The sequence below is a fragment of the Thermoanaerobacterium sp. CMT5567-10 genome (assembly GCF_030534315.2).
Lineage (GTDB): Bacteria > Bacillota > Thermoanaerobacteria > Thermoanaerobacterales > Thermoanaerobacteraceae > Thermoanaerobacterium.
In genome coordinates, this window is sequence record NZ_CP130558.2 from 66,821 (window position 1) to 83,398 (window position 16,578).

At 31.4% G+C, this 16,578-nt stretch carries 21 protein-coding genes; all 21 read left to right on the forward strand.

Annotated features, from left to right (window positions below; all coding sequences use genetic code 11):
* Nucleotides 1–5: 5 nt before the first annotated feature.
* The 21 genes from hslU to fliP all read left to right on the forward strand — a co-directional run bounded on the left by hslU (nucleotide 6) and on the right by fliP (nucleotide 16,578).
* Nucleotides 6–1,391 carry an ATP-dependent protease ATPase subunit HslU gene (gene hslU / locus Q2T46_RS00360; RefSeq protein WP_303264746.1) on the forward strand — a complete coding sequence of 462 codons (1,386 nt, stop codon included), beginning with the start codon at nucleotides 6–8 and terminating at the stop codon, nucleotides 1,389–1,391.
* A 14-nt stretch (nucleotides 1,392–1,405) separates the two neighbouring features.
* Entirely contained in the window at nucleotides 1,406–2,164 is a 759-nt protein-coding gene (codY, locus tag Q2T46_RS00365; RefSeq protein WP_303264745.1) for a GTP-sensing pleiotropic transcriptional regulator CodY, read from the forward strand.
* A 221-nt stretch (nucleotides 2,165–2,385) separates the two neighbouring features.
* Complete coding sequence (flgB, locus tag Q2T46_RS00370) at nucleotides 2,386–2,796, forward strand: flagellar basal body rod protein FlgB (RefSeq protein WP_303264744.1); 411 nt, start codon at nucleotides 2,386–2,388, stop codon at nucleotides 2,794–2,796.
* A 2-nt stretch (nucleotides 2,797–2,798) separates the two neighbouring features.
* The gene (flgC, locus tag Q2T46_RS00375) at nucleotides 2,799–3,248 is read left to right on the forward strand and encodes a flagellar basal body rod protein FlgC (RefSeq protein WP_303264743.1); all 450 of its coding nucleotides are present in this window, start codon (nucleotides 2,799–2,801) and stop codon (nucleotides 3,246–3,248) included.
* Between the two features lie 10 nt (nucleotides 3,249–3,258).
* A complete protein-coding gene (fliE, locus tag Q2T46_RS00380; protein WP_192402001.1) occupies nucleotides 3,259–3,546 on the forward strand; it encodes a flagellar hook-basal body complex protein FliE in 288 nt (95 codons plus the stop codon).
* Between the two features lie 24 nt (nucleotides 3,547–3,570).
* Nucleotides 3,571–5,088 carry a flagellar basal-body MS-ring/collar protein FliF gene (gene fliF, locus Q2T46_RS00385; RefSeq protein ID WP_303264742.1) on the forward strand — a complete coding sequence of 506 codons (1,518 nt, stop codon included), beginning with the start codon at nucleotides 3,571–3,573 and terminating at the stop codon, nucleotides 5,086–5,088.
* Nucleotides 5,089–5,104: 16 nt separating this feature from the next.
* Nucleotides 5,105–6,112 carry a flagellar motor switch protein FliG gene (gene fliG / locus Q2T46_RS00390; protein WP_303264741.1) on the forward strand — a complete coding sequence of 336 codons (1,008 nt, stop codon included), beginning with the start codon at nucleotides 5,105–5,107 and terminating at the stop codon, nucleotides 6,110–6,112.
* Nucleotides 6,105–6,875 (forward strand): FliH/SctL family protein, encoded by a 771-nt coding sequence (locus Q2T46_RS00395; protein ID WP_303264740.1) that lies wholly within the window; start codon nucleotides 6,105–6,107, stop codon nucleotides 6,873–6,875. Before fliG ends, Q2T46_RS00395 begins: the two co-directional genes overlap by 8 nt.
* On the forward strand, nucleotides 6,865–8,181 hold the full coding sequence (fliI, locus tag Q2T46_RS00400; RefSeq protein WP_303264739.1) for a flagellar protein export ATPase FliI: 1,317 nt from the start codon (nucleotides 6,865–6,867) through the stop codon (nucleotides 8,179–8,181). The genes Q2T46_RS00395 and fliI overlap by 11 nt, the downstream gene beginning before the upstream one ends.
* A gap of 4 nt (nucleotides 8,182–8,185) precedes the next feature.
* A complete protein-coding gene (locus tag Q2T46_RS00405) occupies nucleotides 8,186–8,638 on the forward strand; it encodes a flagellar export protein FliJ (protein ID WP_303264738.1) in 453 nt (150 codons plus the stop codon).
* 3 nt (nucleotides 8,639–8,641) lie between these two features.
* Nucleotides 8,642–9,223 (forward strand): MotE family protein, encoded by a 582-nt coding sequence (locus tag Q2T46_RS00410; protein WP_303264737.1) that lies wholly within the window; start codon nucleotides 8,642–8,644, stop codon nucleotides 9,221–9,223.
* Nucleotides 9,224–9,238: 15 nt separating this feature from the next.
* A complete protein-coding gene (locus Q2T46_RS00415; RefSeq protein WP_303264736.1) occupies nucleotides 9,239–10,564 on the forward strand; it encodes a flagellar hook-length control protein FliK in 1,326 nt (441 codons plus the stop codon).
* A 13-nt stretch (nucleotides 10,565–10,577) separates the two neighbouring features.
* Entirely contained in the window at nucleotides 10,578–10,985 is a 408-nt protein-coding gene (locus Q2T46_RS00420; RefSeq protein WP_303264735.1) for a flagellar hook capping FlgD N-terminal domain-containing protein, read from the forward strand.
* Between the two features lie 30 nt (nucleotides 10,986–11,015).
* Complete coding sequence (gene flgF, locus Q2T46_RS00425; protein ID WP_303264734.1) at nucleotides 11,016–12,278, forward strand: flagellar basal-body rod protein FlgF; 1,263 nt, start codon at nucleotides 11,016–11,018, stop codon at nucleotides 12,276–12,278.
* Nucleotides 12,279–12,316: 38 nt separating this feature from the next.
* Nucleotides 12,317–12,502 (forward strand): flagellar FlbD family protein, encoded by a 186-nt coding sequence (locus Q2T46_RS00430; RefSeq protein ID WP_132775122.1) that lies wholly within the window; start codon nucleotides 12,317–12,319, stop codon nucleotides 12,500–12,502.
* A gap of 70 nt (nucleotides 12,503–12,572) precedes the next feature.
* Nucleotides 12,573–12,971, forward strand: a complete 399-nt coding sequence (gene fliL, locus Q2T46_RS00435) for a flagellar basal body-associated protein FliL (protein ID WP_132775121.1) — start codon at nucleotides 12,573–12,575, stop codon at nucleotides 12,969–12,971.
* A gap of 14 nt (nucleotides 12,972–12,985) precedes the next feature.
* Nucleotides 12,986–13,975: a flagellar motor switch protein FliM gene (fliM, locus tag Q2T46_RS00440; RefSeq protein ID WP_303264733.1), complete on the forward strand. Its 990-nt coding sequence runs from the start codon at nucleotides 12,986–12,988 to the stop codon at nucleotides 13,973–13,975.
* Entirely contained in the window at nucleotides 13,968–15,083 is a 1,116-nt protein-coding gene (fliY, locus tag Q2T46_RS00445) for a flagellar motor switch phosphatase FliY (protein ID WP_303264732.1), read from the forward strand. Before fliM ends, fliY begins: the two co-directional genes overlap by 8 nt.
* Nucleotides 15,084–15,101: 18 nt before the next feature.
* Nucleotides 15,102–15,461 carry a response regulator gene (locus Q2T46_RS00450; protein ID WP_013297923.1) on the forward strand — a complete coding sequence of 120 codons (360 nt, stop codon included), beginning with the start codon at nucleotides 15,102–15,104 and terminating at the stop codon, nucleotides 15,459–15,461.
* A gap of 9 nt (nucleotides 15,462–15,470) precedes the next feature.
* Nucleotides 15,471–15,854, forward strand: coding sequence for a flagellar biosynthetic protein FliO (locus Q2T46_RS00455; RefSeq protein ID WP_303264731.1), 384 nt, complete (start codon nucleotides 15,471–15,473; stop codon nucleotides 15,852–15,854).
* Entirely contained in the window at nucleotides 15,832–16,578 is a 747-nt protein-coding gene (gene fliP / locus Q2T46_RS00460; RefSeq protein ID WP_303264730.1) for a flagellar type III secretion system pore protein FliP, read from the forward strand. Before Q2T46_RS00455 ends, fliP begins: the two co-directional genes overlap by 23 nt.

Below are 16,578 nucleotides of genomic sequence, written 5' to 3' on the forward strand. Positions count from 1 at the left end.
TTGGTGTGAAGAATTATACTCCAAAAGAAATTGTAGATGCGCTTGATAAATATATAGTAGGTCAAGATTTAGCTAAACGTTCTGTAGCTGTTGCACTTAGAAATAGATTTCGCAGAAATTTGTTGTCAGATGAAATTAAAGACGAAGTTACTCCAAAAAACATTTTGATGATAGGTCCTACAGGTGTGGGTAAAACAGAAATTGCGAGAAGGATAGCAAAACTTGTTGAAGCGCCGTTTGTAAAAGTAGAGGCTACTAAATTTACTGAAGTGGGATACGTAGGGCGAGATGTTGAGTCAATGATTAGAGATTTGCTTGAATCAGCTATTCGCATGGTTAAACAAGAAAAAATGCAGAATGTTATGATGCGGGCAAAAGAATTGGCAGAAGAAAGGATAGTAGATTATTTGCTAAATGGTAGAAAGAGCAGACGCCAAAAAAATCCTTTTGAAATTTTGTTTAATAATCCAAATGATAATAATGAAGTTCATGATTATGAGCAACAAGAAGTCAAGCTAAAAAGAGAGCAATTAAAAGAAAAGATAAGAAGTGGAGAATTAAATGATACAATCATCGAAATTGAGATAACAGATTCTGCTGCACCAATACTTGAAATGTATTCAAACATAGGCTCTGAAGAAATGAATATCAATTTGCAAGATATGTTTTCTGATATTTTACCCAAAAAGAAAAAGTATAAAAAAGTTTCAATAGGGGAGGCTAAAAAGATATTAGAGTCTGAAGAAGCACAAAATTTAATCGATATGGATGAAGTGATCGACGAAGCTATAAAAAGGACAGAACAAGATGGTATAATTTTCATTGATGAAATTGATAAGATTGCGGGAAGTGGATATACTAATGGACCTGATGTATCAAGAGAAGGAGTTCAAAGAGACATATTGCCAATAGTAGAAGGCAGTACTGTTATGACAAAGTATGGCCCTGTAAAAACTGATTATATACTTTTTATAGCAGCTGGTGCTTTTAATATTGCAAAAGTAAGTGATTTAATACCCGAACTGCAAGGAAGATTTCCAGTTAGAGTCGAGCTTAAGCCATTGACAAAAGAAGATTTTATAAGAATTTTAAAAGAACCCAAAAATGCATTGACAAAACAATATGCAGCGCTTTTAAAAACTGAAGGTGTAGATGTAGAATATTCTGATGATGCTATAGATAGAATAGCAGAAATTGCTTATCTTATTAATCAACAATCAGAAGATATAGGGGCAAGACGGCTACATACAGTGATGGAAAAATTGTTTGAAAAGTTATCATTTGAAGCTCCTGAGATAACGGGTAAAAAAGTAATCATTGACAGAAGCTATATAGATGAGCAATTAAAAGATAATTTAAGTAAATTTGATGTTAATAAGTATATACTTTAATGAGGAGGATAATAATGGGATTACTTCTGGAAAAGATCAGGAAGGTAAATAAGGTACTTCAGAAAACCGGTGTTCAACCAGTTGATTTTAATGAATTGTCTGAGATACTAAAAGATGTTATAAATTGCGATGTTTTTATTGTAAGCAGAAGAGGGAAGCTTTTGGGGCGCAACTTAGATAAATATAGTGGAGAGTTAGATGAGTCAATTATAAAAAGTATGCAACTTCCTGAAGATTACAATGATGAGCTTTTAAAAGTATCAGAGACATCTGTAAATCTTACTAAAGAAAGTAAAGCGATGCTTATAAAAAATGATAATTTATTTGAGACAATTGTTCCCGTATTTGGAGGGGGAAATAGGCTTGGAACATTAATGCTTTTAAGATATGGAGATAAGTTTACTGATGATGATATTATATTGGCTGAATACGGTGCAACAGTTATAGGTTTAGAAATACTTAGATCTAAAAATGATGAAATAGAAGAAGATGAAAGAAAACGTACAGTTGTGCAGATGGCTTTAGCAACTCTTTCTTATTCAGAGTTAGAGACTGTTATGCATATTTTTGAAGAATTAGGAGGAAATGAAGGGCTTCTTGTAGCCAGCAAGATAGCTGATAAAGTTGGAATAACAAGATCAGTTATAGTAAATGCTTTAAGAAAATTTGAAAGCGCGGGTGTTATAGAATCAAGGTCTCTTGGAATGAAGGGGACACATATTAAGATTCTAAATGATAAATTAATTGAAGAGCTTAAAAAATTAAAACGGTAAGATTAAAAAGTCCTAAAGAAATTTAGGACTTTTTTCTTATGGTCTTTAGATTTGTTGAGTGATATAATATATTTTGACAAAATTTGATAAATACTGACATATATTTCTTTACATATATGTAATACGTCATTAATACTAAAATATTCTACATATATGAATAATTTTTGAAGGAAAATGTAATTTTGTGTCGAATATTAGTATTATTGATTGGAGGAGTGTAAATGCTAGGGATAAATTTTAATACAGTAGATCTTATGAGTAAAGCATTAGATGCATCAGAATTGAGAAATGAAGTCATTTCTAATAATATAGCAAATGTCGATTCACCAGGTTTCAAAAGATCAGACATCAATTTTGAAAGTATTTTAAACGATACAGTAAATTCCAATAAATTAACAGGTTTTGTAACAGATAAAAATCATATACCTATTAACTCAACGTCAATTGATAATATTGAGCCACAGATTGTGCAGGATAATAGTACTTCTATGAGATTAGATGGTAATAATGTTGATATTGATGTAGAAATGTCAAATTTGGCAAAAAATCAGCTTTATTATAGCGCATTAGCGCAAAGAGTTAGTGGTGAATTAAATTCTATACTTACAGCAATAAAAGATGGAGGTAATTAATAATGGGCTTTCTAAATTCTATTGATATAAGTGCTACAGGTCTTACAGCCGAAAGATTGAGGATGGATGTCATTTCTCAAAATATTGCAAATGTTGATACAACAAGGACATCTAGTGGTGGACCGTACAGGAGAAAACTTGTTGTATTGAAAGAGATTAATAATCAAAACAGATTTAGCGATATGCTTAATAAAGCAAAGGGAATACAAGCAACTGGAAATGGTGTTGAAGTTGTATCTATTGTGGATGACAATAATACTCCACTAAATCGTGTGTATGATCCTGGAAATCCTGATGCAGATAGTACTGGTTATGTAAATTACCCTAATGTCAATATTGTTTCTGAAATGGTTGATATGATATCAGCAACAAGAGCATATGAGGCCAATGTTACAGCCGTTAATTCTGCAAAGTCAATGATAGAAAAAGCATTAGAAATTGGAAAGGCATAGGTGAGAAACAATGATAAATCCTATTTCACAAATAAACTCAGTAGGAGGCGTTAGCGCTTCTAGCACAACAAACAATTCTACTTCTTTTGGAGATATTCTTAAAACTGCAATTACTGATGTAAATAATTTACAACTCAAATCACAGCAAGATGATCAGATGTTAGTTACTGGCGATATCAACGATATACATAATGTAATGATTGATGCGACAAAAGCAGACATTGCGTTGGAGCTTACAATTCAAATAAAAAATAAAGTACTTGATGCATATCAGGAGATAATGAGGATGCCGGTTTAATACCTTTTGAGATGAGGTGAATTGATGCCTGCTTTTATAAACAATATAAGAAGCCAAATCAATAATTTTTGGAATAAATTTGATAAAAAACAAAAAATACAGATTGGAATAATATCATTATTATTAATTAGTAGTATAGCATTATTAGTATACATTATTAATAGACCTAACTATGAAGTTTTATACTCTGATTTAAGTGTTAAAGATGCCGGCGCAGTAGTTGATAAGTTAAAAAATGAATTAAAAATCCCATACAAAATCGAAGGAAACGGAAGTACAATATTAGTTCCTGCTCAATATAAAGACGAAGCACGAATGCAGCTTGCAACAGAAGGAATTCCACAAGATGGCTTTAGTTTTAGCGATGCAATGAATAATTCGTTGGCTACGACAGATCAGGAGAGAAAAGAAAAATACATTTATTTTGTACAAAATGAAATACAGAATACATTAAAGACAATTGATGGTGTCCAAGATGCGAAAGTAAATATAGTAGTTCCAGATGAAAACAATTTTGTATTGTCGAATAATGACAATTCATCAACAGCGGCTGTAATGTTACAGTTAAAACCGGGTGTTACATTAACAAATCAGCAAATCACTGGAATAACGAACTTTGTATCAAAAAGCGTTGAAGGACTAAATCCAGACAAAGTAACTATTATTGATGGGAACGGAAAAGTTTTGGTGGCTCAAAATGATAATACGCTTGATGGTGCAAGTTCTCAATACGCTCTTCAGATAAAGGTTCAAAATGATCTGCAGAATAATATTCAATCGCTTTTGGAACAAGTTTTTGGACCTGGAAATGTAATCGTAAGAGCCAGTGTTAATTTGAATTTTGATAAACAAGTGCAAGACAAAGTAGAATGGCAGCCAGTGATTGATAACAATGGAATCATAAGAAGCACACAGACTATAAAAGAGATAGCTAATGGTTCCAGCAATGGTGCACCGGCTGGCACGGCAACTAATAATCCTCCTGGTAGTACAACATACACAACTCAAAACAATGGTAATTCAAATTATAGCAAAACAGATACAACAATAAATTACGAGATTAATCAAATAAAAACTACTCTTACGTCAGCTCAAGGGAAAATACAGAATATATCATTGAGTGTGGTAGTAAACAACAATAATTTAAGCCCGACAATGAAACAGCAGCTTACAGATCTTGTATCAAATGCTGCTGGAGGCAAGAACGTATCTGTTTCCGTCATGGGGATAAAATTTAATAACGATTTATTGAATCAGATGAAAAATACTCAAAAGCAATCATTCCCATACGTATGGTTAATAATATTAGGTGCGTTGCTTTTAGCGGGAGGTGCCTTCTATGCTATGAAAAAGAAAAACAAAGAGTTAATTCCTGCTACTAATTTAGAAGAAGCTATGTCGACTGAGGAGCCTGGAAAAGAAATAGAAGAATTAGATGTAACTAGTGAAAAAGATGAAAAGATGAAACAGATAGAAAAATTTATAAAGCAAAAGCCAGACATAGTTGCACAATTAATCAGAACTTGGCTCAACGAAGAATAGGATGGTGGTGTCTACTTTGGCAAGAAGTTCTATTACAGGTAAACAAAAATGTGCTATGCTTTTAATTGCTTTAGGACCAGCTACAGCAGCACAAATATACAAACATCTAAAAGAAGAGGAAATAGAGCAGCTAACCTTGGAGATTGCTAATATCAGAAACATATCTCCTGAAGAAAAAGATAAGATTTTGGATGACTTTTATAATATGTGTATAGCACAGGAGTATATTATAGAAGGTGGCATAGACTATGCTAAAGAAATTTTAGAAAAAGCATTGGGATCTCAACAGGCTTTAGAAATTATTAATAAGCTTACTTCGACATTGAAGGTTAGACCTTTTGATTTTGTGAGACGTGCAGATCCATCTCAAATATTAAGTTTTATACAAAACGAACATCCGCAGACAATAGCGATGATACTATCATATCTAAAACCTCAACAGGCTGGTGTTATATTATCATCGCTTCCTGAAAGTATTCAGTCTGATGTGGCTATGAGAATTGCAAAAATGGAAGCTACATCGCCTGAAATTGTAAAGGAAGTTGAACGAATTTTAGAAAAGAAATTGTCATCTTTAGTCACACAAGATTACACATCAACAGGTGGCATACAGACGATTGTGGATATTTTAAATGCGGTTGATCGCTCTACAGAGAAAAATATTATTGATACACTTGAAACTAAAGACATTGAGCTTGTAGAAGAAATTAAAAGGCGCATGTTTGTATTTGAAGATATTATAATGTTAGATAATCGTTCAATACAGAGAGTCTTGAGAGAAGTGGACAATCACGATATTGCACTGGCACTTAAAGGATCTAACGAAGAAGTTCAAAGGGTTATTTATAGCAATATGTCAAAGAGATTGGCAGACATGATTAAAGAAGACATTCAATACATGGGTCCAGTCAGATTAAAAGATGTGGAAGAGGCACAGCAAAAGATAGTAAATATTATAAGGCGTTTAGAAGATGCTGGAGAAATAGTTATATCAAGGGGTGGAGGTGATGAAATAATTGTATAGGATATTAAAAAATAAAGATTGTATAAATTCATCACCTGTTGTTATTGAAAAACCTCATATTAAAAAGTTGAATAATTTATCAAATGATAAGATTAATAATAATAATGACTCTATACAATATATAGAATTTAAGAAGAAACTGGAGAAAATAAGCATTATTCAGGATGACATTGTTAAATCCGCTAAGGATGAGGCAGAAAAGCTTATAAATAATGCAAAAAAGATAGCAGAAGAAATAAAGGAAAATGCAAAGCAAGTTGGTTATAAAGAAGGGTTTGATAGGGGCTATAAAGAAGGCCTAAATAAGGGAATAGATGAAGGCAAAGATAGAACTTCTTCTATACTTAAGGAAGCACGAGAGATAAAAAAAATGATATTAGATGAGAAAAAAAATTTACAAAAAGAAGTCGAGAGTGATATTGTTTCAACTGTAATTTATTGTGTGAAAAAGATAATTGATATAAATATGGAAGAAAACAGAGATTTAGTCATTAATCTTGTGAAAAAGGGATTGGAAAATTACGAAGCTTCAAATACAGTGACAGTCAGAGTAAGTGAGGAAGATTACGAATTCTTGGTTAAAAATAAAGACAAAGTATTAAAAAATTTAAAATTCATTGATGACATTAATATAGTAAGAGATATATCATTAGATAAGTACGATTGTATTGTTCAGACTCCGTCAGGAATGATTGACTCAGGTTTAAAAACACAATTAGAAAGTCTAAAAGATGCGCTAAAAGGTGTTCTAAATGATCAGTAATAATTTTTTTGAAAGATATAAGACGGTTTTACGTGACAAAAGTTTTATAAAGTATTATGGAAAAGTAAGCCAAGTTGTTGGTTTGACGATAGAAAGCATTGGCCCAATATCTAATGTTGGAGATGTTTGTGAAATAAAGTCTATAAACGGAAATACAATTTATGCTGAAGTGATGGGATTTAAAGATGATAAAGTTTATTTGATGCCTTTAGGAGATATGGATGGCATAGGGCCTGGAAATAGCGTTATATCTACAGGACAAAAATTAAAAATAGGTGTTGGAGAAGAGTTATTGGGAAGAGTTATAGATGCATTAGGCAATCCAATTGATGGGAAAGGGCCTATAAAATTTAAGAAACTTGTAAGCACTAATAATGTTCCACCGAATCCCATTGAGAGAAAGAGAATAAGGGAAGTGATGCCTCTTGGCATAAAAGCAATAGATGGTTTGCTTACATGTGGTAAAGGACAGAGAATAGGTATTTTTGCTGGTAGTGGCGTAGGAAAAAGTACTCTACTTGGAATGATAGCCAGGAATGCCAAATCTGATATTAATGTAATTGCTTTAATTGGCGAAAGAGGAAGAGAAGTAAATGAGTTTATTGAGAAAGACTTAGGTAAGGATGGTTTAAAAAGATCGATTTTAGTAGTATCAACATCTGATACACCAGCATTGATGAGAGTTAAAGGTGCAATGACTGCTACATCTATTGCAGAATATTTCAGAGACCAAGGGCTTGATGTTTTATTTATGATGGATTCTGTTACAAGATTTGCTATGGCACAAAGAGAAATAGGGTTGTCTATTGGTGAAGCTCCTGTTTCAAGAGGTTATACACCTTCAGTTTTTTCGGTTCTTCCTAAGTTATTAGAAAGAGCGGGCTCTGCAAAAAATGGCTCTATAACAGCTCTCTATACAGTTTTGGTAGACGGTGATGATTTAAATGAACCGATAACAGATGCTGTCAGAGGCATATTAGATGGACATGTAGTTTTGTCAAGAAAACTTGCAAATAAAGGGCAATATCCTGCAATTGATATTTTAGCAAGTATTAGCAGAGTCATGAATGATATTGTATCAGACGAACACAAAAATTTGTCTTCGAAATTTAAAAGTATATTATCAGTTTATGAGGAATCAGAAGATTTAATTAATATAGGTGCTTATGCAAGGGGAAGTAATCCTAAAATAGATGAAGCGATTTCATTACACGACGATATGATAAATTATATAAAACAGAATACAGATGAAAATTATAATTTTGAAGATGAACTTAATATGCTGAAAAATATTTTAAACAGGTGATAATGTGAAAAAATTTAGATATTCATTGGAAACTGTACTTAATATCAAAGAGCAAAAGCAAAAGATGGAAAAAGAAAAATTGGCACTGCTAATTTCAAAATATGAATTGCAAAAAAATAAACTCAATGAAATTCTTATTAAGATAAATGAAACACTTGAGAAAAATGAAATGAATGCTGTGATGGGCATATCTATAATGAATTTAAAACAATTTAATTTATATTTGGAGACATTGTACGAAAAATATAATGAGCAAAATGAAATTTTAAAAGCTTTAGAGGATGAAATCGAGAAAGAAAGACGAAAGCTAAGTGATGTTAGTAAGGAAAAAGAAGCACTTGAAAATTTAAAAGAAAAAAAATATGAAGAGTATAAATATCAGTCATTGCTAGAGCAAAATTCAATTATCGATGAGCAAATATCATATAAAGTTGCTAGGTCTACTTTAGGAGGTTAATCGATGGAAAAAGAAGAAACTGGAAATGAGAAAAGACCGCTAAAATTAAGTATAATTATTTTTATTGCAATTTTTATAATTCTAGTTGTTGGATTGTTATTCTATTTTAATATTGGTGGAATCAGCAGTCATACTTTAAAATATTTAAGCAATATACCGATATTAAAAGGCTTAATACAGGTTAAACCAACAACTAATTATGCTGATGAGCTGAAAAAGTTGACTAGTGAACTTAATACAAAACAAAAAGAATTACAAAATGCGGAAGCAAGTTTAAGTGATAAACAAAAACAGATTGATGCATTGAAATCGCAGCTTCAAAAACAGCAAGATGAGATAAATAGTTTAAAAGTGCAGTCAAATGCAAAAAAGACTGATTTAAAGACTTTGGCTACTTATTATGAAAATATGGACCCGCAAAATGCAGCAAATATTTTGAATCAAATAACGGACAACAATATTTTGATAGGTATTTTAGGTAATATGAATAAAGACAATGCATCTAAAATACTAGAACAGTTAGATTCCAAAAAAGCTGCAGATATAACGAAAATACTATATACAAATGCCTCAACTATGCCATAGAAAGGAGATGATCAAATGATACAAGTTATGAATATTTTAAATGGAATTATGCCATCAAAAAGTGATGATAAATTTACAAACAAAAAAGTCTCAGATTTTAAAAGCTTTATTAAAGTTGTTCAAAATGGAAGCAAAGATGAAAATAAAAGCTTTAATAGCAATAAAAAAGAAACAATAAACATCAAACAGCTATCAGATATAATAAATATGATTTTGAATTTAATAAACAATAATTTAACTATCGACAAAGTTATAAGTCAATCGAATTTGCAACCATTAGAAGAAAGCATTATAAACCAATTGTGCAGTGCAATACAGAACAGTCAAAACAAAGATGAAATAAATATGCAATACTTGGTAAATACGATTACTAAAATATTGAATGAAAAGTTTGGTTTAAATATTGATTCAAAAGATATTTTAAGTTTATTAAAAAATACCAATATGGAAAATACGATAATTACAGTTGGTTCTAATGATGCGGATATAAAAGATGATAATATCAAGTTGAAATTAAGCACGAATAGTGATGATTTAAAACAGCAAATGGTAGCTGGCAGTGATAGCAAAAATATAAATACAGAGGCAAACAATAATGAAAAAAATACAAATATAAATAGCTTAACTGCAAAAACTGATAATAATTTAAAAGATGAAAATTTAAATCAAAACGGAAATCAGAGTAAAAATCAAGATTATAATAATGGTGAAGATGTTGACAGTCTTGTAACTGACAAAAATCAAAATATATCTAAAAAACTCGATAGCAAAATTGATCTAACAAAAGATAATAAAATAATTGACTTAAAACCTGACAACATTGTTGTTTTAAATGATAATCAAAATAAGCAATTAACTGTAAACACTGAAAAAATTTTAGATGCTAAAAACCCTATACAGACAACGGACATAATTGATCAAATTGTAAAAAATATTAACATAACAAAATCAGATACCGAGTCAAACATAAAAATTCAACTTAAACCTGATTTTTTAGGGAATATGGAGATCGACATAAAATCTATGAATGGAAGTTTAACGGCAAATATTTTAACTGACAACGAAAAAGTTAAGCATCAAATTGAAGCAAATTTAAACGTACTTAATAGTCAGTTGGAGTCAAAAGGTATAAAAATTGACAGCTTTAATGTATCTATCGATAGAAATATGCAATTTACATCACAATACAGCGGACAGGAAAATAGCGGTGAAAAATACAAAAATCAAAATAACAATAGAATAAGGATTAATTATGACGATTATGAAACTGCAGAGCTGGAATCACGTAGGTTTTTAACAGTTAATACTGTATCCAACGGCCATGTAGATGTGGTTGTATAAAGGAGGTGATAGTGTGGCAATAAATACTAATTACAATAATAGCTACATAAATACATATACTGATGGAACAAAAGTTACAAATCCAAATTCAGAATTAGGTAAAGATGAGTATTTGCAGCTTCTTGTCACTCAGCTGGAAAATCAAGATCCGTTAAATCCTATGGACGATAAAGAATTTATTGCGCAGATGGCACAATTTTCAGCTTTAGAGCAAATGCTAAACTTAAACAGCAGCTTTAATGCGGTTAAAGCCTATAGTTTATTGGGCAAGATAATTTCTGCAAATATAGATACAGACGGAAATAGTTCAACTATTAGTGGAAAAGTTGATGCAGTTAAATTTGATGGAAGTAATTATTATTTAGAAGTTCAGGGATCATATATCTCATTAGATTCAGTCACTTCCGTGTCAGAACAATAAAATTGAAATATAGAGATAGGAGGAATAATCATGTTGAGGTCAATGTATTCAGCAGTATCTGGTTTAAAAGCACATCAAGCTGAAATGGATGTTATAGGCAACAATATTGCTAATGTAAATACTGTTGGTTATAAGGCAAGCAGAATGACATTTAAAGAGATATTCAGTCAAACAATAAAAGGAGCATCAGCACCACAAGGTAGCGGTGGAGGTACAAATCCTCAGCAAGTTGGTCTTGGTGTTGCTATAGCATCGATAGATACTTTGTTTACAAATGGTGGTGCACAAAGAACAGACAATCCAACAGATTTATCAATAGATGGTAATGGATTTTTTATAGTGAATAATGGCGGTGCAAATTTATATACAAGAGCAGGAAATTTTTTCTTTGACTCAAATGGTGATCTTGTGACACCAGATGGATATAAGGTAATGGGTTGGATTTCTCAAGATGGAAAAACGGTAAATACAGACACTGGCAATTTGTCACCAATAAGCATTAAAAATTGGTCAAGTACATCACCTGCGTCTACTAAATCAATCCAATTAGGTGGAAATCTCGATGCAAGTACAAGTATTGGAAGCTCAGTCAGCTATAATGTTACTATATATGATTCACAAGGCGGAAGCCATGTAGCAACGATTCAATTTACTAAACAAGATAATGCAGGGAATTGGAGTGCTGAAATAACAAACTTTGACGGCAATGATTTGTCAACATCTCCAGTTGCTATAGGTACAATACAATTTGATTCAAATGGATTGATAATAGATCCAGCAGCAAGTGTTTTCTCAGTTAATGTATCATCATTACCGATTAGTGATATAAATGCGACTTTGGGAGATGGAACGAATATAACAATAGATCTTTCAAATCTTACCATGTATTCTGATTCAACAAATATACAAGAATTAAGTAAAGATGGAAATGAAGCCGGTTCAATAGAAAGTATAAATATAGACCAGTATGGAGTGGTAAGCGGGATTTACTCAAATGGCAGAACACAAGTGATTGGACAGATAGCACTAGCGGATTTTCAGAATACACAAGGTTTAGAAAAAGTAGGCAATACGATGTTTATAAATACAGTTAATTCTGGTGATTCCATGATTGGCGCTGCAAATACAGGAACTAGGGGCACCATAAACCCTGGAACGCTTGAAATGTCTAATGTTGATCTTGCTAATGAATTTGCTAATATGATTACAACGCAAAGAGGCTTTGAAGCGAATGCAAAGGTCATTACAGTATCAGATGAAATTTTGCAAGACCTTGTCAATCTAAAGAGGTGATGAAATTAATTTCATGATTTATTAAGAGGGGCTTTTAAGTGATTAATGTAACGAAGTTAAATGGTGACGAATTTACAGTAAATGCTGACATGATAGAATTTATAGAAGAAACTCCTGATACGGTTATAAGTTTGATTAGCGGCAAGAAGGTAGTTGTAAAGGAAAGAAAAGATGAGATTATTGAAAAAGTCATTGATTATAAACGAAAAATTTTTATTAAATAATTTAAGTCATTTAAAAGGAGAGGCCCAAAATAGTAAGAATTAATTTCTTAAATATAGTAGGGGTGTTGTCATGAAAAATAACATCATAATAATAATTTTGCTAGTAATAATCATAGCATTTGGAGGTGCATTTTTCTATTTCAATTATAATTCAAAACCGGCTAAAATAGTATATTATAATTATTCTCCGGGAGATGAATTTGTTACAAATTTAAAAGGTGATGATAAATTTATCAAAGCAGGCGTTGAACTAGAGGTTTATGACAAAAATGTATTAAACGAATTAAAAGATCAAAACCCAAAAATAAGAGATGCGATACTTCAAATTCTAAGAAATAAAACTGCTCAAGACTTGGAAGGTTCAGATGGACAAGCTAAACTTCAGAACGAAATAAAAAATAAAATCAACAAGATTTTAGGTGCAGATAAAATAACGAATGTTTATTTTGATGATTTTATTGTTCAATAGGAAGGAGAGTTCTCATGTCAGACATATTATCGCAGAATGAGATTGATGAATTATTAAAAGCAATGAATTCTGGTGAGTTTGATATTAAGGAGATTAAGGAAAGTCAGCAGGAGACGAGAATTAAACCATATGATTTCAGAAGGCCGAACAAATTTTCAAAGGAACAATTGAGAACTCTCCAAATGATTTTTGAAAACATGTCAAGAAGTTTTACAACTTTTTTATCAGGATATTTAAGAACACTTGTTCAAGTTTCAATAGTATCAGTTGAACAAATAACATATTACGAGTTTAGCAATTCGTTGACTAATCCTGTTTTTATTGCAGTAATTGATGCAAAACCTTTAGATGGGCCAATTATACTTGAATTTAACAATAGTACTACTTTTACTATAATTGATAAAATATTAGGTGGGATTGGAACTGCTGATACTGTAGAGAGAGATTACACCGAAATTGAAATGGGACTTTTAAGCCGAATTACAACACAACTTTTACCCTTGATTAAAGACGCTTGGATTAATGTTATAGAACTTAATCCTGAAATAACAAGGATAGAGACAAATTCACAATTTACGCAGATTATCTCTCCTAATGAAACTATTGCATTATGTACAATGTCTTTAAAAATAAACGATAATGAGGGACTGATAAATTTTTGTCTGCCACATATAACGATTGTTCCAATATTACCGCTCCTTACAACTAAAACTTGGTTTTCAAATGCAGAAAAACAGGCGTGCGATATTGGAATTATAAAAGATAGAATAAGTAATACATACATTCCATTAAGGGCAGTTATTGGCACGTCAAAGATAACAGTAAGAGATTTATTGAATTTTAATAAAGGTGATATTTTAGAAATAAATAAAAAATACAAAGATCCAATTGAAATAAAAATAAATGATGAAACAAAGTTTTTTGGTGTTCCAGGTATTAAAAATAAAAAATATTGCGTTCAGATAACTGAGATTTGCAGCGAAGGAGATGATGCTGATGAGTGATATACTATCACAAGATGAAATCAATGCATTATTAAGCGGAATGACTAACAATGATAATAATAGCAATGATGTGACACTAACTGAGGAAGAACAAGATGTTTTAGGAGAGATAGGAAATATTAGTTTTGGGACTTCTGCAACGACTTTGTTTACACTTTTGAGAAATAAAGTGACTATTACGACACCTAAAGTAAGCATAATTAACTGGGAAAATCTAAAGAAGGAATTTAATATACCATATGTAGGTGTTGAAGTAGAATATACAGAGGGAATTAAAGGTAATAATCTCTTAATATTAAAAGAACAAGATGTACTTCGCATTACTGATTTAATGATGGGTGGCGATGGAAATGTCACTGAAGGTGAAATAACGGAATTGCATTTAAGTGCAATCGGTGAAGCTATGAACCAAATGATAGGATCTGCATCTACTTCGTTATCAACTTTAATTGGTGAAAGCATCAACATATCGCCTCCCAGGGCTTTTGTTGTAGACTTTAATAAAGTTTTACCTGAAAATATTTCTTTTCCAGATGGTTATGTAGTAAAGATTGCATTTAAAATGGTGGTTGGAGAAATAATAGACAGCGAAATTATGCAGTTGATTCCAATTGCATTTGCAAAACGGCTTGTTGAGCAAGTTATGTCTAAAAATGTAGAAAATTCTCCTAAGGAATCTTTTCAAGGTGTACAAAATGATGATATAATAAATACTGGTACTAAAGGAATAAATAATGAATTTAGCGATGAAATTAAATCAACAGTTAAACATAAAGGTGAAAAAGTTGATGTAAAATCCGTTATCTTTAGAGACTTTGACGATGATGAAGATGAACCTACAACCGCAGAAAAAGAAAATATAAATTTAATTATGGATATCCCTTTAGATGTGACTGTAGAATTGGGCAGGACAAAAAAATTGATTAAAGATATACTTGAACTCAATGAAGGTTCAATAATAGAGCTTGATAAATTGGCAGGTGAGCCTGTAGATATATTAGTTAATGGGAAATTTATTGCCAAGGGAGAGGTTGTCGTTATTGATGAAAACTTTGGCGTGAGAATATTAGATATTGTAAAGCAAAGCAAAAGAATTAATTCATTATAATTTAAGGAGGAATTGATTATGAGCAAAATTATGATAGTAGATGACGCAGCTTTCATGAGAATGATGATAAAAGATATAATCACAAAAAATAATCTCGGCAGTGTTATAGAAGCTGAAGATGGTTCAGTAGCCGTAGAAAAGTACAATCAAGAAAAACCGGATCTGGTATTGATGGACATTACAATGCCAGAAATGGATGGCATCCAAGCAGTAAGACAAATAGTAAAAAAAGATCCCAATGCTAAGATAGTTATGTGCTCGGCCATGGGACAACAGGCTATGGTTATTGAAGCAATACAGGCAGGTGCTAAGGATTTTATAGTAAAGCCATTTCAACCTGACAGAGTAATTGAAGCTGTCAAAAAAATGTTGAAATGAGGAATTTTGATGTCTAGCGATAGCGTGTTTTTTCAAGCTGTTACATTTCTTTTAATATTTGTATTCGTAGTTTTTTTGGCCTATTATGTAACAGTATTTATCAATAAAAAGGCTTTGAATATATATAAAGGAAATAATTTTGACATTGTAGATCACTTAAATTTAGGCAAAGATAAAAATTTGTATATAATCAAAGTTTGCAACGAATACTTGCTATTTAGTGTCACGAATAATTCTATTGTATATATAAAGACTTTAACTGCTGATGATGTTAAGATGAAAGATAAAAATAGCAGTTTCAAACAAAGTTTAAATATTTCATTAAACAATTTAAAGAAATTGTCAATTAGAAATCTAGGTGGTAATGAACATGATACATATAAAAAAAATTAGTGGGGCTGTGTTATTACTAACTTTATTGACAAAAGTTGCATATGCAGCACCGAGTTCTGCTTCGCCGCTGATTACAATAAATGCACCATCAGGTCCGAATAACATAGCATCGAGTATTCAGATAGTGCTTCTTTTAACTGTATTAACTTTAGCACCTTCAATACTCATAATGATGACTTCTTTTACAAGAATTATTGTTGTCTTATCATTTTTGAGAAATGCTTTGGGTTTACAGCAAATGCCACCTAATCAAGTTTTAATTGGATTGTCCTTATTTTTGACGTTTTTTATAATGGCACCTGTTGGTGTGCAAATAAACAATGATTCAATACAACCATATATGCAGGGAAAAATAACCCCACAAGTAGCCTATGTCAAAGCAAGAGATCCTTTAAAAAATTTTATGCTAAAACAGACTAGAAAAAATGATTTGAATTTATTTATAAATCTTGCCAAAATTAAAGTAAAGAGTGTGAATGACATACCACTAAGAGTTGTTATTCCTTCGTTTATTATTAGTGAGCTTAAGACGGCATTTGAGATTGGTTTTATTATATACATACCATTTTTGATTATAGACATGGTTGTTGCCAGTGTATTAATGTCCATGGGAATGTTTATGTTACCGCCTGTACTTATTTCTTTGCCATTTAAACTTTTGCTGTTTATTTTAGTAGATGGATGGAATATATTAGCAAAATCATTGGTAATAGGTTTTAGATAA